Origin of the sequence: Vibrio sp. 1-1(7) (genome assembly GCF_013048485.1) — a bacterium.
Classification (GTDB): domain Bacteria; phylum Pseudomonadota; class Gammaproteobacteria; order Enterobacterales; family Vibrionaceae; genus Vibrio; species Vibrio fujianensis.
Map to the genome: position 1 here is coordinate 100297 of NZ_VHSP01000004.1, position 22989 is coordinate 123285.

Sequence of the window (22989 nt, forward strand, 5' to 3'; positions counted from 1 at the left end):
AAGGATTCTAGCACCGAATTTCCTTTCTTGCAGTCCTTTTTTAGACGTATTCCTACCCAGTTCAAAGAACATAAGTCACCGGCGAAAGTAACGGCTTATTTGCTATGATTTTGTCTTGATACCTCATTCATCCGGATCAATGTGAATACGACATTCACCTTGTCGGTTAATACTCGCGCGATACATTGTCGGCCCATTCACTGCAAAATAAATCTCTCCTTGTCGATCCAACCCAACCACTCCTGCTTGAGGCTGTAAATCTCTTTGCATCACGCTTGCACACGCTGTTGCCATATCCTCCTTTAAATAACGCATTCTGGCAGCAATTTCACTGGTGGTTCGGTATTTGACTAACTCCTCCCGTGCACCAAAAGCCGATAAAGCAACCTCGTTGTTATCGACCAAAGCACCAACACCGAGCATCGCCGCTCCCCCAACTTGACCACACGCTTTATCACAAACACCACCAGTACTGGTGGCCGCCGCTAAATCACCGAATTGATCAAGAGCGACTGCGCCAACAGCGCCAATGGTTTGCTCACTAGGCAGGAATGGTGCGGCATTTTTAATAGCGAATAATTGCTGGTAACGAGGTTCCGTAAAAAAGTAGTCTTGTTCGGTATAATGATGCCCGAGCTTAAAAGCAAATGCTTCTGCCCCTTCACCAATCAAAAACTGCTTACCCTTTTTCAACACATCACAGGCAAGGGTTATCGGATTTTTGATATGTCTAAGTCCAGCGACAGCGCCTACAGCATGAGATTTTCCATACATCACCATCGCCTCCATTTCGACCATTTCTTGGTGAGTAAGTACCGAACCTTTACCCGCATTGAAGAGGGGAATATCTTCCAAAACTTTCACCGCTTCGACCACCGCATTTAACGCATGATGACCGTCTAACAACTGTTGGTAACCTGCTTGCACGGCACGCTCTAAACCGTTAGTGATCTCTTGTCTAACTCGCTCATCCATCTTCGCCTTTACCAACGTTCCGGCACCCGCATGAATAGCAATAGCAAAAGGTTGGCTCATTCAAACCTCCAGATAAAAACAAAGCGTTAATCGCTTTGGCAATTAACGCTTTTTACATCAGTCCACCACACTTATCGACATGATGATATGGGATAAGATAGTTTGATAATGTTGATTAATGGGAACCGCAGTTACCGCCGCCACAACAACCATCGTTTTTACCATGATGATGTCCGTGACCATGGCCTTCACCACCACAACAACCACCTTCATGGTCGTGATCGTGGTCATGACCACAACCGCCTGATTGGTGGATATGACCATGAGCTACTTCATCTTCAGTAGCAGCACGTAAAGCAACGACTTCAACATCAAACGTCAATGTGTGGCCAGCGAGCATATGGTTACCATCAACCACGACTTCATCACCATCTACTTCAGTAATTTCAACTGGGATTGGACCTTGATCAGTATCCGCTAAGAAACGCATACCAACTTCAATTTCATCGACGCCTTGGAATACTTCGGCAGGAACACGCTGTACAAGCTCGTCACTGTGTTCACCATAAGCGTCTTCAGGAGCCACTGTTGCGCTGAATTTATCACCGGCAACTTTGCCTTCTAATTCACGCTCAAGGCCTGTGATTAGGTTGTTGTGACCATGTAAGTACTCCAGCGGGGCTTCCGCTGTGGATTGGTCTACCACAATGCCATCTTCAAGTTTGACTTGGTAGGCAATGCTAACAACCACGTTTTTTTCAATTTTCATAACGGCTCCAAGGAGGTTGGTTTGGTTCTCTCACATCAGTTGGAAAAAGAGTGAGTTAAGCAATATTATGGCGATTATACACAGAAACTCAATTATTCTGGCTTAAAAATCCCGATCATTTGTCCATCTGCGTGCACAGTTTTAGTCACCGATTGCGGTTTTCTCTGTTCTATGTAGTGGCACTCGACACACTCAACCCATTCAATGTTATTTTCTATCCACCAACGGAGGGTGTCTTGCATTTGACATTGCGGGCAATTCGCGCCAGCAATAAAGCGTTTTTTTTCTTTCACGGCTTAGTCCTACTTTTTTCCCAATCATCTCGGGTTTGGCGATCATTCGCCATTTCACGGCTAAAAATCTCTTCTAATTCTTTTCGAGCCTCTTTGGTTCTTAACGTTAAGGCTTTGTCGTTGTTATGTTGAGGTAATAATTCTTTTAACATCACGGTATCTAAACGACAAAAATGAGCTTGCGCACGCTTGGCTTGATAAGGATGCATGCCAAGTTTTATCAACACTTGACGCCCTAAATCTAATGCACCTAAAAACGTTTCTCTTGAGTAGCCTTGGATACCTTGATTCAGTAACTGATACGCCTCAACCCGGCTACGGGCTCGAGCGAGAATGCTCAACTGAGGAAAATGTTGCTGACATAACTGGGTAATGCGCATCACTTCATCGGGATCATCGGTACAAATTACTATCGCCTGTGCTTGTTCTGCCCCTGCCGAACGCAGTAGTTCTAGATGAGTTGCATCTCCATAGAACACCTTATAACCGTACTTGCGTAGTAGTTTGATTTGACTGGCATCATTCTCTAATACAGTGATTTTAATTTTATTGGCATACATTAATCGACCCACAATCTGACCAAAGCGGCCAAAACCGGCCACAATAACTTGCGGAGTCTGGTTATCAATCGTGCTCTCTGGCTCTTCTTCCGGGCCATTTAAGGTCTGATGATAGTAAAAGGTTTGGAGTTTGAGCAGCAATGGGGTAGTCATCATCGAGACACTGATCACTAAAATCAGTAATGCTGATTGATCAGCCGTTAATAAAGCCCCCTCCGTAGCTGATGTTAAAATCACAAAACCAATTTCTCCACCTTGACTTAAGATTAAAGCACTACGGCTACGCGCTTTAGAACGTACTTTAGCCATTCGAGCTAAACCATACATGATCGTCATTTTGATACTGATTAGCCCCGTCACCAGTAGACCAACCAGCCACCACTCTTGCCATAAAAGGGTCATATTCACCGACATCCCCACCGCGATAAAAAATAACCCCAAGAGCAAGCCTTTGAAAGGCTCAATTGCTGTGCTGAGTTCATGACGAAATTCACTTTCAGCCAGTAGCATGCCCGCTAAAAAAGCGCCTAATGCCATTGATAAACCGAGCTTTTCCATCAATAAGGCCATCGCTATCACTAACAATAGCGAAGCGACGGTAAATAGTTCGCGCACTTGACTATTGACGACCCAACGAAATAAAGGCTGTAATAAAAAATGTCCTGCGATTAATAACCCAATTACCCCCGTTAACATCCAAACTAATGGTAGGCTTTCGCCGGTTTGTTGCCCTGAAAATATGGTGACTAAAGCTAAGGTGGGTATAACCGCTAAGTCTTGAAATAAAGAGACGGCAAAGACCGTGCGTCCTGTGTCACTCAAGGTTAAACGCATTTCATCAATGGTACGCAGTGCGATTGCGGTCGATGATTGAGCGAGGATCAGCCCAATACAAAGACTCACAGGCCAAGGGAAACCGTATACCCACAAGCCACTCGCCAGTATGACGCTAGACACTAGCATCTGTGAGCCACCTAGCCCGAGGATCGGCCCTTTCATACGCCACAATCGCTTAGGGTTCAGCTCTAACCCAACTAAAAATAGCAATAGCACCACACCAAATTCGGCAAAGTGTAAAATTGCATTCACGTCATTAATGAGTTTTAAGCCCCAAGGTCCAATCACTATCCCAGCAAGTAAATACCCTAAAATCGCCCCAAGGCCTAGCCGCTGAGCAATCGGCACCGCGACCACAGCGGCCATCAAAAAAATCACCGAACTAGATAGCCAATCAGTCATCATGACATAACCCTTCTAGCCAAGAGACATATTGTGCGGCATGTTGTCGGCGTTCAGCATCACTGATATGCCTTGCCCAATAGATCACCAATGGGTCAATCCACTGCATACGACATAATGCTGCGGTTAATTCAAACGGCTGCAAAATGTCACTCAATGGATAACGATTGTAACCTTGCTCACTAAAAGCCTCTTGTTGTCCTCCGACGGTAATCACACTGCGCCAATATTTACCCCGCAACGCACTTTCAGGCCCAAAAGCGAAACCTTTGCCTAACACCATATCCATCCACTCTTTCAGTAAAGCTGGGCAAGAATAAAGATAGAGTGGATGCTGAAATACAATGACATCGTGAGCAAGTAGTCTCTGATGTTCGCGGTGAACATCAATGAAGAAATCAGGATATGTTGCATAAAGATCAATAAGTGTGACATGTGGTAACGTCGCGATGTGCTCGATCATCACCTGATTAGCCACCGAATGATCCGGATCAGGGTGAGCATAAATAACTAAAACCTTTGGCTTAACATCAGCCTCGCTCATTCTTAACTCCCTCGATAAGCAAATGAAGCGTAAAATACAGCACTCTCTTCCTAGAGCCTGTTCTTCCTAAGGTCTGTTGACCTTTCTCGATTAAATTTTGTTCAAGATAAAAACCACACGTTTTAATAAAAAGAATACATTAATTAATCACTTTTTATTAACAAACTATATATCAAAACAACTTAAAGTTGCAGATTAACCGCAAGTAAATCATGGCTCATAAAGATAGATAAGGGGGAGCATTGGGATAAAAACCATCGCCAATAATATTGAGATTCAAATACAAAAGCGATAAGCATCATAAGGACATACGAATGTATAATGTTCGACATTTATCCTGATTGCCCCTACTATTCGCGACGACACAATCACGGCTAACTAGATACGATTTATTATGATTACCTTCTCTGACATTCAGTTACTTCGCGGTGGGAAACCTCTCCTTGACCAAGCTTCTGCTACCATTCATCCTGGCGATAAAGTCGGACTAGTCGGAAAAAATGGCTGCGGTAAATCGACATTATTCGCTCTGCTCAAAGACGAACTATCCATTGATGCTGGATCGTTTAGCCTGCCTGCACATTGGGAAATGGCTTGGGTTGCTCAAGAAACACCAGCGCTTGAGCGTCAAGCCTTAGAGTATGTGATTGATGGCGATAGAGAATACCGTCAACTGGAAAAACAACTCAGTGAGGCTGAACGATTAGATAACGGCACACGAGTGGCTGAACTACATGGGCAAATCGAAACCATCGGTGGCTATAGTATTAAAGCTCGAGCTTCAGAACTGCTTGATGGATTGGGCTTTAACCAAGAGCAGATGGGGTGGAACCTCACTCAATTTTCTGGTGGCTGGCGTATGCGTCTTAACCTTGCTCAAGCTCTTATTTGCCGCTCTGACTTACTATTACTTGACGAGCCCACTAACCACTTAGATTTAGATGCCGTGATGTGGTTAGAACGTTGGCTACAAAGTTATCCCGGTACCTTATTATTAATCTCTCATGATCGTGATTTTCTAGATCCAATCATTAATCGCATTATTCATATCGAAAATCAGCAGCTTAATGAATACACCGGAAACTATTCCTCTTTTGAAGTCCAACGTGCTCAAAAACTGATGCAGCAGCAAGCACAATTTCAAAAACAACAAAAACAGATGGCTCATATGCAGAGCTATATTGATCGTTTTCGTTATAAAGCATCTAAAGCACGCCAAGCCCAAAGCCGAATTAAAGCACTAGAAAAAATGGAAAAAGTGCTGCCAGCACAATTTGATAACCCCTTTAGTTTTGAATTTCGAGAGCCCAGCGCCTTACCCAATCCTATTTTAATGATGGATAACGTCAGTGCAGGTTATGGCGATCATCTTATTTTAGAAAAAATTCGTCTTAACTTGGTTCCCGGTAGTCGCATTGGTCTGCTTGGCCGTAACGGTGCGGGGAAATCCACGCTAATTAAACTGCTATCAAGCGAGCTAACCGCTCTAGGGGGCGATCTCACTTATTCTCAAGGAGTCAAAATTGGTTATTTTGCTCAGCACCAACTCGAGACCTTACACCCAGAAGAAACGCCACTACAACATATGATGCAGCTTGCGCCTGAGAAAACCGAATTAGAACTACGTAATTATCTTGGTAGCTTTGGATTCCATGGCGATAAAGCACTCGAAAAAGTTGCCCCTTTCTCGGGGGGTGAAAAAGCACGCTTGGTGCTGGCGTTAGTGGTATGGCAAAAGCCAAATCTGCTACTGCTTGATGAACCAACCAACCACTTAGATCTAGATATGCGCCAAGCTCTCACACTGGCTTTACAAAGTTTTGAAGGCGCGATGGTGATCGTCAGTCACGATCGTTATTTACTACGAGCCACCACCGATGATCTTTATCTGGTTCATGATCGACAAGTCGCACCTTTTGATGGCGATCTGACCGATTACTATAAATGGCTCACTGATCAACAAAAAGCTGCACGTAAAGAAGCACAAGTAGCTCAACCCAATAAAGACAGCAGCAATAGTGCGGCCGCCAAAAAAGAACAAAAGCGTCGAGAAGCCGATTTTCGTAAGCAAACGGCACCAATTCGCAAAAAACTGACACAGCTCGAAGAAAAAATGGATACGTTGAATGCAATTTTAGCTCAAATGGAATTCACGTTATCTGATACCACCTTATATGACGCGGAAAATAAGGCTAAACTGACAGAGGTACTCGCCACACAAGCCAGTAGTAAATCTGAATTAGAATCGGTTGAAAGCGAATGGATGAGCGCACAAGAAAACCTCGAACAGATGGAACAGGAATTCAACAGTCAATGAATGATATGCACGCCACGTCTTTACTGACCCTGGAAAGCCTATGGCAATTCAGTTTACGCTATTACAGTGTTCGAGAAGTCAAAGAGGCGTGCTTATGCTTGCAAAATCAGTTTCATGGCAATGTAAATTTACTATTGTTGCTCAAATGGTTAGATGAGAAACAACTGACCTTCCCTGAATCGGCTTGGGCAACAATTGCCAGCGCATTAGCGCAAACTGAAGATCTTATCGAACATTACCGAGAACTGCGTCGTAAGCTAAAGTCTCACCTACCCGATACACTATATCGCGAAGCCCTACAATTTGAATTGCAGATAGAAAAACAGCAGCAAGCCGATCTCATCGCCTGTATTCATCAGCTCCCAATGACCACATCAAGCGAGATACCCCTCACTACAAACTACTGTCAGCAGCTAGGAGCATCACATTTGAGCCAACGATTCTCGTCCCCCGTCAACATCGGCTAAAGCAAAGCAAGCCGAACATCATGGTTCTCGTTAGGAAGGGCATATGACTTCGGTGTATACTGGCGCGATAAATTATGAGTTAGGGTCAAATAATGCATCCATTCGTTGCCGCCAGCGGTTTACAAAACCCACACTTACAAACACTGCTCCCCCGTTTCATTCGCAAAAAGGCACGGTTTGAACCCACGTGGCAAACACTCGATACCCCCGATGGTGATTTTCTCGATCTCGCTTGGAGTGAAGCGCCGGGCACAAAAAAGGCGCAAAGCAAACCTATTTTTATTCTATTCCACGGTTTGGAAGGCTCTTTTTATAGCCCTTATGCCAATGGATTAATGGATGCCTTTGCCAAACAGGGCTGGCTTTCGGTCATGATGCATTTTCGCGGCTGTAGTGGTAAACCGAATCACTTAGCTCGTGCTTATCATTCTGGAGAAACTGCAGATGCCCGCTGGGTACTTGAATATTTACGCCAACAATTTCCCCAACAACCGATTGTCGCTACCGGAGTATCCTTAGGCGGTAATATGTTGATCAATTACCTTGCGGATTATCAAACGGATCCCATTGTTACCGCTGCCACGGCCATTTCAGCTCCTTTGGACTTAGCCGCTTGCTCACAACGTATTGAACAAGGTTTTTCCAAACTCTATTGTCGTTATTTGCTCTCATCATTAAAACGCAACGCGTTGAAAAAGCATCGCTTACTCCAAGACACACTCGGACTTTCAGAAAACGGTATTCAACGAATCACAAAACTGTATGACTTTGATCAGCTCATTACCGCCCCACTGCATGGTTTTAAAAATGCGCATGATTACTATCAACGCTGTTCTGGTATGCAGCGATTGAAAGAAATCCGCACCCCAACCCAGATCATCCATGCCAAAGATGATCCATTTATGACCGATGCCGTCATTCCTAAATTTTCGCTGCCCGACAATATAGATTATCGACTATTTACCAATGGTGGCCATGTCGGATTTATCTCCGGCACCCTCACACAACCGGAGTTTTGGTTAGAAAAGGCCCTCCCCAACTACTACGCAGGGCTGTAAGCCTTTTCATTCGCCTGACCACAAAGCTCGCTGTTTATCACTTTTATCATTCTAAAACTGTGGCTCACCGATTGATCTTCGAACATAAAATAAATTGAGGTATTTATGATCGTACCTTGGCAACAGATCGCCAATGAAACCTTAGAGAATTTAATCCGAGAATTTGTATTAAGAGAAGGGACAGACTACGGTGAAACAGAGGTGAGCTTGCAAGATAAAATCGAGCAAGTAAAGCACCAACTGGAAACAGGAGATGCGGTGATCGTCTATTCAGAATTACATGAAACGATCGATATCAAAAGTAAAATTCGCTAATTGAGTATGAATCTGCCATTTTCTGCGGCGAATTTTCCATGATATAGTGAAAACTAACAACACGGTCACTGTGGCCTGTTGAGGATTTTAGACAAGGTTTGTCATGTCAGCAAAGTACCCTATTATTGCCGTCACTGGCTCTTCAGGCGCAGGAACCACCACGACATCAGAAGCATTTCGGAAAATGTTCAATATGATGAACATTAAACCCGCTTGGGTCGAAGGAGACAGTTTTCATCGTTTTACCCGCCCAGAAATGGATATTGAAATTCGAAAAGCGCGTGAACAAGGTCGCCACATCAGTTATTTTGGCCCACAAGCGAATGATTTTCCCGCGCTACAAGAATTTTTTCGGGAATATGGTAAATCAGGTACGGGTCAAATTCGCCGTTACCTGCATACGTTTGATGAAGCCGTTCCCTATAATCAAATGCCCGGTACCTTTACCCCGTGGCAACAGCTGCCTGAAGATACTGATGTATTGTTTTATGAAGGACTTCATGGCGGAGTTGTCGATGGCGAAATCAATGTTGCGCAGCATGTTGACTTTTTGATAGGCATGGTACCGATTGTCAATTTAGAATGGATTCAAAAATACGTTCGAGATACCCGTGATAGAGGTCATTCGCGAGAAGCGGTCATGGACTCCATCGTTCGCTCAATGGATGATTACCTTAATTACATCACGCCACAATTTTCTCGCACGCACATTAACTTTCAACGTGTTCCAACGGTTGACACGTCTAATCCACTGAACGCCAAAGGCATTCCTAGCTTAGATGAAAGTTTTGTGGTGATTCGACTGCGAGGGATCAAGAATGTCGATTATCCTTATCTATTAGCGATGATAGACGGTTCATTTATGTCTCGCCACAACACCATCGTTGTCCCCGGTGGAAAAATGAGCTTTACCATGGAGTTAATCGTTCGACCACTACTGCAACAGTTGATTGAATCGGGCAAAATTGGTTAATCATTCCGTGCTAATGACGATTACTTTTCATACCGTGATCATGTGCACACTTTTGCTTAGATTATCCGTACTTTGATACGATTAAAATCAAGAAATCGCCTGAGAAAAAGGATACTATTCCATACCGAACACAAGATAGCTTGCAGCAATTAGGAAGTCCTCTTATTCTAGTTAACCCATTAAGGCTTCGCTAAAATATATGGACAGCAGCGAGCATACCCTGCAGAGGAAGTGAGATATTATGGTTCTAGGTAAACCTCAAACCGACCCAACACTAGAGTGGTTTCTTTCACATTGTCATATTCATAAGTACCCTTCTAAAAGCACGCTGATTCATGCGGGCGAAAAGGCAGAAACTTTGTACTACATTGTCAAAGGGTCTGTTGCGGTACTGATTAAAGATGAAGAAGGTAAAGAGATGATTCTTTCTTACCTTAATCAAGGTGATTTCATCGGCGAGCTTGGTTTGTTCGAAGAAGATCAAGAACGTACCGCTTGGGTTCGAGCTAAATCGCCTTGTGAAGTGGCAGAGATCTCATTTAAAAAATTCCGCCAATTGATTCAAGTTAACCCTGATATTCTGATGCGTTTGTCAGGCCAAATGGCCCGTCGTCTGCAAGTCACCAGCCAAAAAGTTGGCGACCTTGCCTTCTTAGACGTGACTGGTCGTATTGCGCAAACGCTTCTCAACCTAGCAAAACAACCTGATGCAATGACTCATCCTGATGGGATGCAAATCAAAATCACTCGTCAGGAAATTGGCCAAATCGTCGGTTGTTCACGTGAAACTGTGGGTCGTATTTTAAAAATGCTGGAAGAGCAAAACTTAATTTCAGCACACGGCAAAACCATTGTCGTTTACGGTACCCGCTAGCGATATTAAATAACAGATGCACAAAGCTACTTTATTCATTTTAAAGTAGCTTTTTATTTGGTCACGACTTTCTATCTGTGCTCTCAAAAATTTTATCGGCAGAAGCGGCAACAAAGCCTTGATAGAGTTGTCCATTTACCATTGGATAACGTTTAGCAAATTCATAAAAACCACCAGGAATCACTTCAACACCTTCGTGAAACGATACTGGCACCTTATCGGCCATGGTCGAGGACTGTTCTAGTAATACTTCTGGGGTTCCTTTCACTTCACCGCCATGTTCGTTAATGGTGAAGCCTGCCTGACGTAAATGGTCATTGACCGCTTTAACCTGATTGAATGCCTTGAGCTGATTCACACTGACCGTAAAGTGATTTGCCCCATAGCCATGAGCCGCTAACCATGCCGCATATTCGCTCTCTTTGGCTAAGATTTGATAATCAGCAAACGAGAGATCCCATAGACGGCCTACGTAAAGAAAGTCAACATGATCAAAACGAGACATATCCACTTGAGCCACTAACTTAGCGACTATCGCTTGTAACTCAGCTGAACACGCTTCAACTTTTAATTCACTAATAAACACTTTCGGCTGCTTAGGATCTGAGTGCTCGTAATGCTTAGCGACTAACTTTTTGCTCTCAAACAAATAATCACCACACGCTTGATAACCTAAGGCTAGAAAAGGCTGAGCTAAAGTATTCATGCCCAGCGGTGCGATATTAAAGGTTCGTAAAGCAATATGGTCATTGATTAGCGGAAAACCTTCTTGTAGTAACTGATGCACTTGCTGCGCAGAAGGACAAAGTCGTGTGGTGTAATCAGCCCATAAGGCTTGGAATAATTCATCAACAGTCATAGCGTCTCCTTATTTTTACCCAACCATTTACTCGTTTATAGGATAAGCTCGATCCCAGGCGCTAAAGTCGCGGGCAATTGTGTGCTTTCCCCTTCCATCGAAGCCATAGGATAAGCGCAATAATCTGCCGCATAATACGCACTAGGACGTAAGTTTCCAGAAGCACCGGGGCCACCAAAAGGCGCATCACCACTGGCTCCGGTCAATGGGCGGTTACGGTTGACAATTCCGGCACGAATATGATCGATAAAATAGCGCCACTCTGTATCGTCGGTAGAAATCAGCCCCGCAGACAACCCAAAACGAGTCTGATTCGCAAATGCGACAGCTTGCTCGAACGTCTGATAACGGACCACTTGCAGCAATGGGCCAAAATATTCTTCATCGGGTAAATTATCGATCTCCGTCACATCAAGAATGGCGGGAGTAACAAACGCAAAATGAGACAGCTGAGCCGCCAACAATGGCTTAGCTCCGAGCGAACATAAATGTTCCTGTGCTTGAATCATTGCCCGTGCTGCGGCAACCGAGATTAACGGCCCCATAAAAGGAGCAGGCTCGGCAAACGGTTCATCAATGATTAAATTGGCCGCAGTACTAACCAACTTCGCTAGCAGTCGATCGCCAGATTCATCAGCAGGAAGATACAAGCGACGAGCACAAGTACAACGCTGCCCTGCACTAATAAAGGCAGATTGAATAATAGTATAAACGGTGGCATCAATCTCACCATACTGCTTCGACACCACCAACGGGTTGTTACCACCCATTTCTAATGCCAACATTTTCTCAGGTTGACCAGCAAACTGACGGTGTAAGAGGTGGCCAGTATTGGCGCTCCCCGTGAACAGTAATCCATCAATATTCGCAGAACTTGCTAGCGCAATGCCCGTCTCTTTACCACCTTGCACAAGGTTCAGCACACCATCGGGTAATCCCGCTTGTTGCCAAAGCTTGGCCGCTAATTCGCCACACCAAGGTGTTTGTTCTGAAGGTTTAAACACGACCGTATTACCCGCCAATAAAGCCGGAACAATATGTCCATTCGGTAGATGAACAGGAAAGTTATAAGGGCCAAATACCGCCATGACTCCCAGCGGGCGATGACGTAACACTAGTTGACTTCCCGCAGTTGCACGGTGTTGTTCCCCTGTGCGATCTTGATAAGCCCGAATGGAAATGGCAATTTTTCCCGCCATCGCTGCAGCTTCAGTGCGTGCTTCCCATAACGGTTTTCCGGTCTCTTTAGCGATGATTTCTGCGATATTTTCACTATTGGCTTGAACAAGATCAGCAAAGCGGAGCAGGATTTGCTCTCGCTCATGATAGGGACAATTTTTCCAACGAATAAAGGCCGAACGGGCCGCTGCAATCGCTTGCTCTACTTGAACTTGACTCGCACTATTTCCTTGCCAAATTACGCAACCGTTATATGAACTGAGTGAGGAAAAAACCTCTCCATCACCAGCTAACCATTGCCCATTAATCCATTGTGTCATGATCTTGCCCCTTTATTTTATTGCGCTAGAATCCGCAACCAGTCTCCTTGCTCGACCTCTAGTACTTTCGCGACGTCAGGTGTAATGATCACCACCTCACGTTCTCGGTTATAGCCCGCCTTGGCTGCCGTTGCCCGAAAATTCTCAAAGGTACAATTACACATTAAGTAATCTTGCCCACTAGCATGGCGAGCCACTTCAACTCGAGCCCGTACGGAGTGACGCACAGACTCAATGTGACGAAGGTCACATTCTACTGTTGGGCCGGCATCAAAAATGTCGACATAATTACGACAAGTAAACCCCTCTTGTTCAAGCAAAGCTAATGCTGGTCGAGTATTGTCATGCACTTGCCCGATCACCGCTTGCGCTTCTGGACTGAGCAAGTTGATATAAATCGGTAGCTTTGGCATCAAATCAGCAATAAAACCTTTTTTACCAATACCGGTCAGATAGTCAGCCAGTGTAAAGTCAATCGAGAAAAAGTGCTGTTGTAACCACTGCCAGAAGGGAGAGTTACCCTTGTCATCCGAAACGCCGCGCATTTCCGCAAAAATAGTTTGCGAGAAGCGCTCTGGATGCTCTGCCATCATTAAAAAACGGCTTTTCGATAATAAACGGCCATTTAAGCCTTGGCGGTAAGGCTCACGTAGGAATAATGTACATATTTCACTGCACCCAGTGTAATTATTGCCAAACGTCAACAGTTTAACCGTATTATGCACCCCCAACTTATGAGATGAATGGACAATGGTACTGATATGATAGGAATAACTCGGGCGATCCCAACCAACAGCCGCTTCAATTCCGGTTGTCCCCACCACCTCACCCGTCTCTGAATCCACCCCAACCATCAGATAGCCTTCATCACTCGGATATAACACCTCTGCTTTGGCAAAGCTATATTCTGAGTGTTCGATGCGTTTCGTTAGCAGTTCTTGATTGACCGGCAATGAAGTAAAGCCATAACCGGACTCTACCGCACAAGTATGTAAAGCGTCGAAGTCTGAGATGGCAATTGGACGAATAACTAGCATCAATATTCCCTCCTGACGCATGAAGAATCTAGGGTTTGTTGACCTTTCGCGATTAAACTTTGTTCGAAAGGTCAACTGCCCCTAGGGAGAGAGATGAAACCTAGAGGCACACCCACCGGCTCCATGGTGGATGTAGTGAATCAAGCGATCTAAACCAGTGAAGCAATCGCTTGATCCAATTTTTCCAAACCAAGTTCGATCTCTTGCTGACTAATAATCAGCGATGGGGTAATGCGTATTACACTGGCTCCCGCCACCAAGATCATTAAACCTTGCTGACCGGCTGCGACAAGAATCTCTCTTGCTCGGCCTTGCCATTGCTCATTAAGCTCGGCACCAACCAATAGACCTTTCCCTCGAATTTCTTTAAAAACTTGATACTTATCGTTTATTTTAGCCAAACCTTGACGGATCCATTCGCCACGCTTAACAACCCCCGCTAGCGTCTCTGGCTGACTCACAATCTGCACGACCGCTTCTGCAACGGCACATGCTAATGGATTTCCACCATAAGTTGACCCATGCGTACCGACACTTAAATGTTTTGCCAGCTTATCGGTCGTCAACATTGCGCCAATGGGGAAACCTCCTCCGAGCGATTTGGCCGTACTAAGAATATCAGGTTTCACACCGATACCTTGGTAGGCATAGAAATCTCCCGTACGTCCATTGCCCGTTTGAACCTCATCAAAAATCAGCAATGCATGGTGTTTATCACAAAGCTCTCGTACGGCTTGAATAAATGGAGCAGAGGGTGAAATTAGACCACCTTCACCTTGTAAGGGTTCCATCATCACCGCACAGGTACGATCAGAGATCTGCGCTTGTAATGCACTGATATCATTATAAGGAAGATGGGTGACATTGCCCGGCTTCGGGCCAAAACCATCGGAGTATGCGGCTTGCCCCCCAACCGTGACGGTAAAAAAGGTTCGGCCATGAAATCCCTGAGTAAAGGCAATAATTTCTGATTTTTCCGGGCCAAAGTTATCCGCCGCATAACGGCGAGCCAACTTTAAGGCGGCTTCATTCGCTTCCGCGCCTGAATTAGCAAAAAAAACTTTTTCAGCAAAGCTGAGCTCAGTTAACCGCTTCGCTAAGCGTAAAGCTGGCTCATTAGTCATTACATTACTCAAATGCCATAACTTATTGGCTTGGTCTGTCAATGCTTGAACCAAAACGGGATGACAATGGCCCAAGCAACTGACCGCAATACCGCCAGCAAAATCGATATATTCACGCCCTTGCTGATCCCAGACTCGGGAGCCTTGACCTTTGACTGGAATAAATTCCATCGGGCTATAGCAAGGTACCATCACCTCATCAAATAAAGCACGATCCACATGTTTTTCTACCGTCATCACAGATTCCTTCTCGATACTACATGCCAAGCAGCGCAACGATGGCGTGACAAAATCCCCATAAAAGATTTTGTATTGCATTCTAGCCTACCAAGCATTTTATTTACAAAATATTAACCAATTCAATAGTGAATTATGCTTTTTAACTGTCTATCAAACAGACTAGTATGACCCAATGTGATTATTTATGCATTAAATCACAAATTTTATGAAGCTTTTTTTCTCTTTAACAAAAAACAGTTCCCAAAGGACAATAAATTCAGAGAATGGATAGAACAGCAGAAAATCTGGCGCATAAGTTGTCAAAACTTAAAATGGCTTATAAAAGAAGGATAAATGTAAAAAAAGTGATCAAACAGAGGATTAGCGACGTAAAAAATTGGCCAATAATTGGTGGCCTTGCTCGGTTTTTATCGATTCGGGATGAAACTGAACCGCATCAATTGGCCAAGTTTTATGGTGATACCCCATAATCTCATCCATTGCTCCATTCGCATGCTCAGTCCAAGCGGTCAATTCAAACTGATCGGATAAGGTGTCTGGTGCTACGACGAGAGAGTGATAACGAGTTACGGTCAGTGGATTATTTAATCCAGCAAACACACCGCTTCCCGTATGGCGAATTCGCGAGGTTTTACCATGCATGACTTGTCGAGCGCGAACAATATCGGCCCCAAAGACTTGTGCAATCGCTTGATGACCGAGACAAACCCCCAAAATCGGTAATTTCCCAGCAAAATGTTCAATCGCGGCGAGAGAGATCCCAGCTTCATTCGGTGTACCAGGCCCGGGGGAAATCACTAAATGGCTAGGTGCTAAGGCCTCGATTTGCTGAATATTGATTGCATCGTTACGCACAACATCAACCTTTACCCCCAATTGGCAAAAGTACTGGTATAAGTTATAGGTGAATGAGTCGTAATTATCGATAATCAGTAACATAGATGGCGATGAGCAAACGAATGATGAGAAAAAAAGAAAACAGGCCAGTTACACTGACCTGCCAAACCATTAAACGCGAGCAACAAAGCCAACCGCATCAAATACCTTTTTCAAGGTTGTTAATGCTTGGGCTGACGCTTTCTCGGCCCCTTGACTCATCACACTGTTAAGATAACTGCGGTCATCACGAATTCGATGATATTCTGCCTGGACGGGTTCGAGCATCGCAACCAGTGCTTCTCCGACATCTTTCTTAAATGGGCCATACATTTCAACCCCAGCATACTGGGCTTCAATATCTGCAAAAGATTGACCCGTTGCCGCAGAGAATAAGCCCATTAAGTTAGAAATACCGGCCTTATTTTCCACATCGTAAGCGATACGTGGTGGTGTCTCGGTATCAGTTTGTGCTTTGTTGATCTTTTTAATGATAGATTTAGGATCTTCCAACAAAGTGATCACGTTTTTGCGATTATCATCCGACTTCGACATTTTCTTCGTCGCATCCTGTAAGCTCATCACTCGCGCATTCACTTTGGGTATATACGGCTCTGGAATAGTAAAAATTGGCGTTTCAGAATCTGGACAATATATATTATTGAATCGTGTTGCAATATCGCGGGCCAATTCCAAATGCTGTTTTTGATCGCTACCGACCGGCACCTGATGCGCGCCATACAATAAAATATCCGCAGCCATAAGTACCGGATAGTCAAATAGCCCAGCATTGACATCGTTAGCGTAACGCGCTGATTTATCTTTGAATTGAGTCATACGGCTCAATTCGCCCATTTGCGTGTAACAGTTAAGAATCCAACCCAATTGAGCATGTTCTGGTACATGAGACTGAACGAATAATGTGCTCTTTTGAGGATCAACACCAACCGCTAAGCAGATTGCCAATGCATCTAAGGTTGCTTCACGCAATGCTTTCGGATCTTGACGAACCGTGATCGCATGGAGATCAACCACACAATAGTGACAATCATAATCGTCTTGCATCTGTTGCCATTGACGTAGAGCACCCAAGTAATTACCGATACTTAGTTCACCAGACGGTTGAACACCACTCAATACGATGGGTTTGCTCATGGGTATGATTCCTTGTTACTGAATACGAAATAAGACAGAAAACTCTGTGAAAAACAGTGCCCGCCGATTGCGGGCACAAGATAGCAGTGTACTCATTGATGAGTATTTTACTAGTGGCAAGTGATAATTTTTAAGCGCAAACCATAACGACATCAATGAGCTGAGCAATATCATCTGCCACCACATCAGGTTCAGCAGCCGAGATAGGCTCACCGTGGTTGTAGCCATAAGTCAAACCAAACGATGCGCATCCGGCATTTTTCGCAGCTAGAATATCATTTTTAGAATCACCTACCATTAACATCTGTTGCGGAGCTAGTCGATATTTAGCTAATAACCACTCTAATGCCATCGGATTCGGTTTTTTCTCAGCAAATGTATCACCACCAATGATATCGCGGAAAAATTCACGGATTCCATGTTGGGTTAATACATCTGGGACAAATTTACTCGGTTTATTGGTTACTAACGCTAAGATAAACCCCGCTTGATGAAGTTCGGCTAAGGTTTGCTTTACATGTGGGTAAAGGTGACTCTGTTGATGGCCGGTTTTTGCGTAATAATCATCAAATAACTCGCGAGCTTGATGACAGATAGCCGGATCTAATGCTGAATCAACCTGTAAACCTTGGCTCAAACAGCGAGCAATGAGTATATCTGCACCATTACCGACATAATCACGCACTTGCTGTTCAGAAACGCTAGGAAACCCTAACGCTTGCACTGCTTGATCCGCAGCAATGGCTAAATCAGGTACGCTATCGAGTAAGGTGCCGTCGAGATCAAAGGCAATTAACTTTATTGGTTGCAAAACTTATTCCTAATGAGTGAATGAGGGATTACTTAACCTTGGCCAATTCCGCACGCATGGCATTAAGTACCGCTTGATAATCTGGCTGACCAAAAATAGCCGATCCGGCGACAAACATATCGGCACCAGCTTGGGCAATTTCAGCAATGTTATCTACCTTCACACCACCGTCAATTTCCAAACGAATAGAGCGACCACTTTGTTCAATTCGTTCCCGAACAGCACGCAATTTGTCTAACGTGTGCGGTATAAATGATTGACCACCAAACCCTGGGTTTACCGACATCAGTAGAATAAGGTCAACTTTATCCATAATATAGTCAAGATGACTGAGCGGAGTGGCTGGGTTTAATACCACTCCGGCTTGACAGCCGTGTTCTTTGATCAGCTGTAAAGTACGATCGACATGATCTGAGGCTTCAACATGAAAGGTAATCATTGATGCCCCCGCTTTGGCAAAATCAGGAATAATTCGGTCAACGGGTTTTACCATCAAATGAACGTCGATAGGCGCGGTAATTCCATAATCACGTAGTGCTTGACAGATTGGAGCACCAAAGGTGAGGTTCGGCACATAATGATTATCCATCACATCAAAGTGAATAACATCTGCCCCAGCTGCCAGAACTTTTTCAACATCGTCGCCTAGACGAGCAAAATCTGCCGAGAGAATGGATGGAGCAATAAGGAAATCTTTCATGGCTAACCTCTTTGGTGATGGAATGCACAGAACGGCGGTAACGCATTCTACCCTAAGGAAGCGATGAGATCCTAGGATCTGTTGCCGAAAAATAATTGATCAATCAGCAAACAAACCCTTTGTTCGGGGTAAACAATGCGAGCAATTCGTCCACTTTATTGCGTCCAGCACCATTACGGCTAATGGTGCGTTTCACTTGAACGGCATTCAGTTGGGCACCATGATAGAGGCGACGAGTTAAAATTGTGTCATGGTTAGAGATAAGCACAGGAATACCTCGTTCTTGCGCGGTTTTTTCTGCAATATCAGCCAATGCAGCTTGATCATCAAGTGAAAAACCATTCCCCGCATACGAGGTAAAATTTGCGGTCATAGACAAGGGGGCATAAGGGGGATCACAGTAAATAACACTCTCTTGCGTCGCTTGACTGAATGTTTGATGATAACCGGCACAAATAAAGGTTGCTCGCTGTGCTTTTTCAGCAAAAAACTCTAACTCAGCTTCAGGAAAGTACGGTTTTTTATACGAACCAAAAGGCACATTAAACCCTCCTTTTTTGTTATAACGGCATAAACCATTAAACCCAAAACGATTCATATAAAGGAAGGCCAATGAGCGGTACATGATGTCATCACAGCTGTTGAACTGTTTACGGACATCCAAATAAGCTTCTTTGCGATTATTCTCCGGTGTAAACCAACGTTTTGCTTCGCGAATGTAATGATCCGGTTCCGTTTTTAACAGGTTATATAAATTGATTAAGTCAGGATTAATATCCGCCAACAAATAATGCTCAAAATCACTATTGAGAAAAATTGACCCAGCCCCGACAAAGGGTTCAACCAACTCTCGGGCGGATGGCAAATGGCGTTGGATCTCTTCGACTAGGCCAAACTTACCCCCAGCCCATTTCAAAAAGGCACGCTGCTTTTTCATCTACCGCTCTAATCAATCACCGAAAAAAATAAGGAGCGGAATGTAACATATTTTCCGCCCAAACTCAGCGTTATTTCGCACGTTCAATCTCTCGGTGTACTTGACTGAGTGATTTAGCCCATGGACCTAACGTTTGAATAGCGGTAGGCAAGGTAGCAACGGCGTCACGCGCTAACTGAATGGTTGGATAATTCTGGTAAGTCACGATATACCAATCAACGTCATTGCGTAAGGTAGGATAAACATTCACCTGCCCCTCTAGCTGGTATTGATCGATAAACGCTTGAACTTCTTGTAATGAGTTAACTGCGGCCAATTGCAAAGTGTAGCTGCGAGGTGACATGTCAAGCAACACTTCTCTAGCAAACGAAAAACGAATCAACCCAGGTTGCTCGGGAGGCTCAGTTAAAGCAACGGGCTCCAGTGGCATATCGGCATTATCCGCCTGAATATTGACTGCAGGCTGTACCTCACTGGCACTTGTCTCAACGAGCTGCTGAGGCTTTCCTTCTAACAAGGCATCGACCACATCAGAGCTAATGACCACTCGTTGATGAGCAGAATCAGCAATCCCCACTGCTTCTGAACTTTCTTTCACATCCGGAGGTAGTGCTGCTGAATCATCATCCATACCAGTGAAATCGGGCTGGGATGAGGCCGCATTCTCGACAAGTTCTGGTTGGCTCAACTCGATGTCATGTGGGGGTAGTGTCGGAATCACCGTTTGCTCGATGGTTTTTTGGCTGTCAATGAATTGCTGACTTTTTTCATCCGCAGAGGGTTGCAACCACATCCACCAATACCCCCCACCAATCATGAGTAGCAGCAAAACAGTCACCAGAGCAATATTTATTGGTGAGGCAATAATAGAACGAATAATGATCCGTTTTTCATTTTTCTGTTCAGTTAAAGCCATAATCTCCCCCGGAAGCAGTTTTACTTTTTTATAGGCGGCGCGAACCTGACGTTCGAGTTCAGGCTCGATATAGCGCATGACTCGTTGTTCAAATAACCGATCAGCCTCATATTGACTCAGAGGTTCAATGTCTAATTCTATCGGCTTATGCTCTTGCCCGTAGGTTAAGCGTGTTAACAAGGCATCAAGACGGTTTGCCTGAGCAAATAGCACAACATTAATCGTCCAACGAGGATGACTTTGCGCTTCCAACACCCACATCCATAATTCGGAAAGTAAAGCATCCGATAATAGATGAGCATCATCAATCGCAATCACCATATCGCATTCATCTTCACCAATCAGATAGCAAAAGCTATCGAGCAACGCATCACTCGGATTGAAGAGAGGCTCAGAGACCAATTGATTCAAAATGGTGGTTCTACGTTGCTCATCGCTTTGACTAGGATGACAAAGCAATAAGGATTGGTTCTTGTCTTCAGCCCAATGCTCTAGATAGCGCTGCGCAAGCCAAGACTTCCCGGCACCCAGTCCACCATAAACGTTAACAAAATTAGAACCAAAACGAGTAAGAAGCTGCAAACGTTCAAGCAGCTCGGTCTGAGAATCTAACTCTAATTCATGTGCTAAACTCATCAACTATCCTAATGATCCCAATCAATTGATTATTAATTACGACACGCTTCAATGGCTTGCTTTATCACCGCTTGAGGAACGCCTTTCACCACTTCTGCACGGCCAATGGCGGTTGGTAATACCAAGCGCAACTCTCCCGCCAATACTTTTTTATCTCGCATCATATGCTGAATAAAATTCTCAAACGTCATGCTCTCAGGGGTGTGTACTGGCAGATGTGCTCTTTCCAGTATGGCACGGATACGCGCTTGCTGCTGCTCAGTAATCAACCCTTGTAATTGTGCTGTCACGGTCGCCATCATGGTACCAGCAGCAACGGCTTCACCATGTAACCAACACCCATAGCCCAGCTCGGCTTCAATCGCATGACCAAAGGTATGGCCTAAATTAAGTAACGCGCGAATGCCTGATTCTTTTTCATCCAAAGCCACCACTTCCGCTTTAATTTGGCAGCAGCGAGCAATGGCATAGGATAGTGCTTGCTCATCTAACGCATATAAGGCTTCCATATGCTCTTCTAACCAGACGAAGAAATCGTGATCATAAATAATGCCATATTTGATCACCTCAGCCATTCCAGCAGCAAATTCACGTGCTGGTAGCGTGCTTAAGCACTGAGTATCAATAATGACAGCTTTGGGTTGATAAAACGCGCCTATCATATTTTTACCCAAAGGGTGGTTTACCGCGGTTTTTCCACCAACAGAAGAGTCTACTTGAGCCAATAATGTGGTAGGTATTTGAATAAAGTCGATCCCTCGCTGATAACAGGCCGCAGCAAAACCGACCAAATCCCCTATCACGCCTCCACCCAACGCAATAACCGTTACATCACGGCTATAATTATGCTCCAGCAAATAACTCATGATGGTATTAAACGTTGCTAGACTTTTATACTGCTCACCATCAGGCAATTCTAACACTGCGGATAAACAGCCTCGCTGTTCAAGTAACGAAAGAATACGTTTTGCATATAACGGAGCAACCGTGTGGTTAGTGATCACCAACACGTGTTGTTTTGCAGAAAGAGGAAGAAGGGCCGGATTATTAAATAATCCGGCACCAATTGAGATGGGGTAGCTACGCTCACCTAAACTGACCGTAATCCGTTCCATGGTTTGCACTCCAAATAAAAGAACTGGTTAATGTTCTTCTAGCATTTTTACGATCTGGTTGGCTACCACTTTTGCACTTTGATCGTCGGTACGTACAGTAATATCCGCAATTTCTTCATACAGCGGATTACGTTCACCAGCCAGTGCTTCTAAAACTTCACGAGGGTTATCCGTTTGCAGCAACGGACGTTTTTTATCACGGTTAGTCCGTGCTAATTGTTTTTCGATCGTGGTTTCTAAGTAAACAACCACACCACGAGCAGAAAGGCGATTGCGATTTTCTTTGCTCATCACCGAACCGCCACCCGTGGCGAGAACAATACCTTGTTCTTCAGTGAGATCATTGATCACCGCTTCTTCACGTTTACGGAAGCCTTCTTCACCTTCAACATCAAATACCCAAGCGATATCTGCGCCGGTGCGCTCTTCAATGACAGTATCAGAATCAACAAACTCCATATGCAGTTGTTGAGCTAAGTGTCTACCAATTGTACTTTTGCCAGCACCCATTGGGCCGACAAGAAAAATATTGCGTTTCTCAGCCATGTTTAGCAGTAATTTACAACGTTAATTCAATGACATCGCCACAAAGTTCGCCATACTAATGTTAGCGATGGGAATGCTTGTGGCACCGATTCCTCACAGATAATTCGTGATAAGACCCGAAATTATCTAGATAAGGTGCCACTAATGCAACTTT

At 44.4% G+C, this 22989-nt stretch carries 23 protein-coding genes and 1 pseudogene; 6 read left to right on the forward strand and 18 right to left on the reverse strand.

Going from position 1 to position 22989, the window contains the following annotated elements; genetic code table 11:
* Positions 1-123: 123 nt before the first annotated feature.
* The 5 genes from FKN05_RS13280 to kefG form a co-directional block, all read right to left on the reverse strand.
* Positions 124-1035: an isoaspartyl peptidase/L-asparaginase family protein gene (locus FKN05_RS13280; protein ID WP_099610476.1), complete on the reverse strand. Its 912-nt coding sequence runs from the start codon at positions 1033-1035 to the stop codon at positions 124-126.
* A gap of 115 nt (positions 1036-1150) precedes the next feature.
* Positions 1151-1744 (reverse strand): peptidylprolyl isomerase, encoded by a 594-nt coding sequence (gene slyD, locus FKN05_RS13285; RefSeq protein ID WP_099610477.1) that lies wholly within the window; start codon positions 1742-1744, stop codon positions 1151-1153.
* 92 nt (positions 1745-1836) lie between these two features.
* Entirely contained in the window at positions 1837-2037 is a 201-nt protein-coding gene (locus FKN05_RS13290; protein WP_099610478.1) for a YheV family putative zinc ribbon protein, read from the reverse strand.
* Positions 2034-3839 carry a glutathione-regulated potassium-efflux system protein KefB gene (gene kefB / locus FKN05_RS13295; RefSeq protein WP_524540901.1) on the reverse strand — a complete coding sequence of 602 codons (1806 nt, stop codon included), beginning with the start codon at positions 3837-3839 and terminating at the stop codon, positions 2034-2036. Before kefB ends, FKN05_RS13290 begins: the two co-directional genes overlap by 4 nt.
* Entirely contained in the window at positions 3829-4380 is a 552-nt protein-coding gene (gene kefG, locus FKN05_RS13300) for a glutathione-regulated potassium-efflux system ancillary protein KefG (RefSeq protein ID WP_099610479.1), read from the reverse strand. Before kefG ends, kefB begins: the two co-directional genes overlap by 11 nt.
* A 394-nt stretch (positions 4381-4774) precedes the next feature.
* Between kefG and FKN05_RS13305 the strand changes: the two genes are divergently transcribed.
* The 6 genes from FKN05_RS13305 to crp all read left to right on the forward strand — a co-directional run bounded on the left by FKN05_RS13305 (position 4775) and on the right by crp (position 10384).
* Positions 4775-6697 (forward strand): ABC transporter ATP-binding protein, encoded by a 1923-nt coding sequence (locus tag FKN05_RS13305; RefSeq protein ID WP_170887738.1) that lies wholly within the window; start codon positions 4775-4777, stop codon positions 6695-6697.
* On the forward strand, positions 6694-7164 hold the full coding sequence (locus FKN05_RS13310; protein ID WP_099610481.1) for a TIGR02444 family protein: 471 nt from the start codon (positions 6694-6696) through the stop codon (positions 7162-7164). The genes FKN05_RS13305 and FKN05_RS13310 overlap by 4 nt, the downstream gene beginning before the upstream one ends.
* 92 nt (positions 7165-7256) lie before the next feature.
* Positions 7257-8222, forward strand: a complete 966-nt coding sequence (locus tag FKN05_RS13315) for a hydrolase (protein WP_170887739.1) — start codon at positions 7257-7259, stop codon at positions 8220-8222.
* A gap of 105 nt (positions 8223-8327) precedes the next feature.
* Positions 8328-8537: a YheU family protein gene (locus tag FKN05_RS13320; protein WP_099610483.1), complete on the forward strand. Its 210-nt coding sequence runs from the start codon at positions 8328-8330 to the stop codon at positions 8535-8537.
* Positions 8538-8640: 103 nt separating this feature from the next.
* Entirely contained in the window at positions 8641-9510 is an 870-nt protein-coding gene (locus tag FKN05_RS13325) for a phosphoribulokinase (RefSeq protein WP_099610484.1), read from the forward strand.
* Between the two features lie 241 nt (positions 9511-9751).
* Positions 9752-10384 (forward strand): cAMP-activated global transcriptional regulator CRP, encoded by a 633-nt coding sequence (gene crp, locus FKN05_RS13330; protein ID WP_004394497.1) that lies wholly within the window; start codon positions 9752-9754, stop codon positions 10382-10384.
* 61 nt (positions 10385-10445) lie between these two features.
* Here the strand turns inward: crp and FKN05_RS13335 are convergent, their stop codons facing one another.
* From FKN05_RS13335 to aroK, 13 genes and pseudogenes are all read right to left on the reverse strand, one after another.
* A complete protein-coding gene (locus FKN05_RS13335; protein WP_170887740.1) occupies positions 10446-11243 on the reverse strand; it encodes a DUF1338 domain-containing protein in 798 nt (265 codons plus the stop codon).
* Between the two features lie 35 nt (positions 11244-11278).
* Complete coding sequence (gene astD, locus FKN05_RS13340; protein WP_170887741.1) at positions 11279-12742, reverse strand: succinylglutamate-semialdehyde dehydrogenase; 1464 nt, start codon at positions 12740-12742, stop codon at positions 11279-11281.
* 17 nt (positions 12743-12759) lie between these two features.
* Complete coding sequence (astA, locus tag FKN05_RS13345) at positions 12760-13779, reverse strand: arginine N-succinyltransferase (RefSeq protein ID WP_099610487.1); 1020 nt, start codon at positions 13777-13779, stop codon at positions 12760-12762.
* 149 nt (positions 13780-13928) lie between these two features.
* Positions 13929-15140 carry an aspartate aminotransferase family protein gene (locus FKN05_RS13350; RefSeq protein ID WP_099610488.1) on the reverse strand — a complete coding sequence of 404 codons (1212 nt, stop codon included), beginning with the start codon at positions 15138-15140 and terminating at the stop codon, positions 13929-13931.
* A gap of 363 nt (positions 15141-15503) precedes the next feature.
* Complete coding sequence (locus tag FKN05_RS13355; RefSeq protein ID WP_099610489.1) at positions 15504-16082, reverse strand: aminodeoxychorismate/anthranilate synthase component II; 579 nt, start codon at positions 16080-16082, stop codon at positions 15504-15506.
* 69 nt (positions 16083-16151) lie between these two features.
* Positions 16152-17174 carry a tryptophan--tRNA ligase gene (gene trpS / locus FKN05_RS13360; protein WP_099610490.1) on the reverse strand — a complete coding sequence of 341 codons (1023 nt, stop codon included), beginning with the start codon at positions 17172-17174 and terminating at the stop codon, positions 16152-16154.
* 130 nt (positions 17175-17304) lie between these two features.
* Positions 17305-17985 (reverse strand): phosphoglycolate phosphatase, encoded by a 681-nt coding sequence (locus FKN05_RS13365; protein ID WP_099610491.1) that lies wholly within the window; start codon positions 17983-17985, stop codon positions 17305-17307.
* 28 nt (positions 17986-18013) lie between these two features.
* Positions 18014-18685, reverse strand: coding sequence for a ribulose-phosphate 3-epimerase (gene rpe / locus FKN05_RS13370; RefSeq protein ID WP_099610492.1), 672 nt, complete (start codon positions 18683-18685; stop codon positions 18014-18016).
* A gap of 103 nt (positions 18686-18788) precedes the next feature.
* Positions 18789-19622 (reverse strand): Dam family site-specific DNA-(adenine-N6)-methyltransferase, encoded by an 834-nt coding sequence (locus FKN05_RS13375; RefSeq protein WP_099610493.1) that lies wholly within the window; start codon positions 19620-19622, stop codon positions 18789-18791.
* 70 nt (positions 19623-19692) lie between these two features.
* The gene (locus tag FKN05_RS16930; protein WP_425445493.1) at positions 19693-20052 is read right to left on the reverse strand and encodes an SPOR domain-containing protein; all 360 of its coding nucleotides are present in this window, start codon (positions 20050-20052) and stop codon (positions 19693-19695) included.
* A 74-nt stretch (positions 20053-20126) separates the two neighbouring features.
* Positions 20127-21174: pseudogene (locus FKN05_RS13380) on the reverse strand (ATP-binding protein); the annotation flags it as partial.
* 32 nt (positions 21175-21206) lie between these two features.
* On the reverse strand, positions 21207-22289 hold the full coding sequence (gene aroB / locus FKN05_RS13385) for a 3-dehydroquinate synthase (protein WP_170887743.1): 1083 nt from the start codon (positions 22287-22289) through the stop codon (positions 21207-21209).
* Positions 22290-22316: 27 nt separating this feature from the next.
* A complete protein-coding gene (gene aroK / locus FKN05_RS13390; protein ID WP_099610495.1) occupies positions 22317-22835 on the reverse strand; it encodes a shikimate kinase AroK in 519 nt (172 codons plus the stop codon).
* Positions 22836-22989: the final 154 nt, after the last annotated feature.

Coding starts and splice junctions, on each gene's coding strand:
- FKN05_RS13280 (WP_099610476.1), bottom strand. CDS start 1,035: ATGAGCCAACCTTTTGCTATTGCTATTCATGCGGGTGCCGGAACGTTG.
- slyD (WP_099610477.1), bottom strand. CDS start 1,744: ATGAAAATTGAAAAAAACGTGGTTGTTAGCATTGCCTACCAAGTCAAA.
- kefB (WP_524540901.1), bottom strand. CDS start 3,839: ATGATGACTGATTGGCTATCTAGTTCGGTGATTTTTTTGATGGCCGCT.
- kefG (WP_099610479.1), bottom strand. CDS start 4,380: ATGAGCGAGGCTGATGTTAAGCCAAAGGTTTTAGTTATTTATGCTCAC.
- FKN05_RS13305 (WP_170887738.1), top strand. CDS start 4,775: ATGATTACCTTCTCTGACATTCAGTTACTTCGCGGTGGGAAACCTCTC.
- FKN05_RS13310 (WP_099610481.1), top strand. CDS start 6,694: ATGAATGATATGCACGCCACGTCTTTACTGACCCTGGAAAGCCTATGG.
- FKN05_RS13315 (WP_170887739.1), top strand. CDS start 7,257: ATGCATCCATTCGTTGCCGCCAGCGGTTTACAAAACCCACACTTACAA.
- FKN05_RS13320 (WP_099610483.1), top strand. CDS start 8,328: ATGATCGTACCTTGGCAACAGATCGCCAATGAAACCTTAGAGAATTTA.
- FKN05_RS13325 (WP_099610484.1), top strand. CDS start 8,641: ATGTCAGCAAAGTACCCTATTATTGCCGTCACTGGCTCTTCAGGCGCA.
- crp (WP_004394497.1), top strand. CDS start 9,752: ATGGTTCTAGGTAAACCTCAAACCGACCCAACACTAGAGTGGTTTCTT.
- FKN05_RS13335 (WP_170887740.1), bottom strand. CDS start 11,243: ATGACTGTTGATGAATTATTCCAAGCCTTATGGGCTGATTACACCACA.
- astD (WP_170887741.1), bottom strand. CDS start 12,742: ATGACACAATGGATTAATGGGCAATGGTTAGCTGGTGATGGAGAGGTT.
- astA (WP_099610487.1), bottom strand. CDS start 13,779: ATGCTAGTTATTCGTCCAATTGCCATCTCAGACTTCGACGCTTTACAT.
- FKN05_RS13350 (WP_099610488.1), bottom strand. CDS start 15,140: ATGACGGTAGAAAAACATGTGGATCGTGCTTTATTTGATGAGGTGATG.
- FKN05_RS13355 (WP_099610489.1), bottom strand. CDS start 16,082: ATGTTACTGATTATCGATAATTACGACTCATTCACCTATAACTTATAC.
- trpS (WP_099610490.1), bottom strand. CDS start 17,174: ATGAGCAAACCCATCGTATTGAGTGGTGTTCAACCGTCTGGTGAACTA.
- rpe (WP_099610492.1), bottom strand. CDS start 18,685: ATGAAAGATTTCCTTATTGCTCCATCCATTCTCTCGGCAGATTTTGCT.
- FKN05_RS13375 (WP_099610493.1), bottom strand. CDS start 19,622: ATGAAAAAGCAGCGTGCCTTTTTGAAATGGGCTGGGGGTAAGTTTGGC.
- FKN05_RS16930 (WP_425445493.1), bottom strand. CDS start 20,052: ATGCCACTGGAGCCCGTTGCTTTAACTGAGCCTCCCGAGCAACCTGGG.
- aroB (WP_170887743.1), bottom strand. CDS start 22,289: ATGGAACGGATTACGGTCAGTTTAGGTGAGCGTAGCTACCCCATCTCA.
- aroK (WP_099610495.1), bottom strand. CDS start 22,835: ATGGCTGAGAAACGCAATATTTTTCTTGTCGGCCCAATGGGTGCTGGC.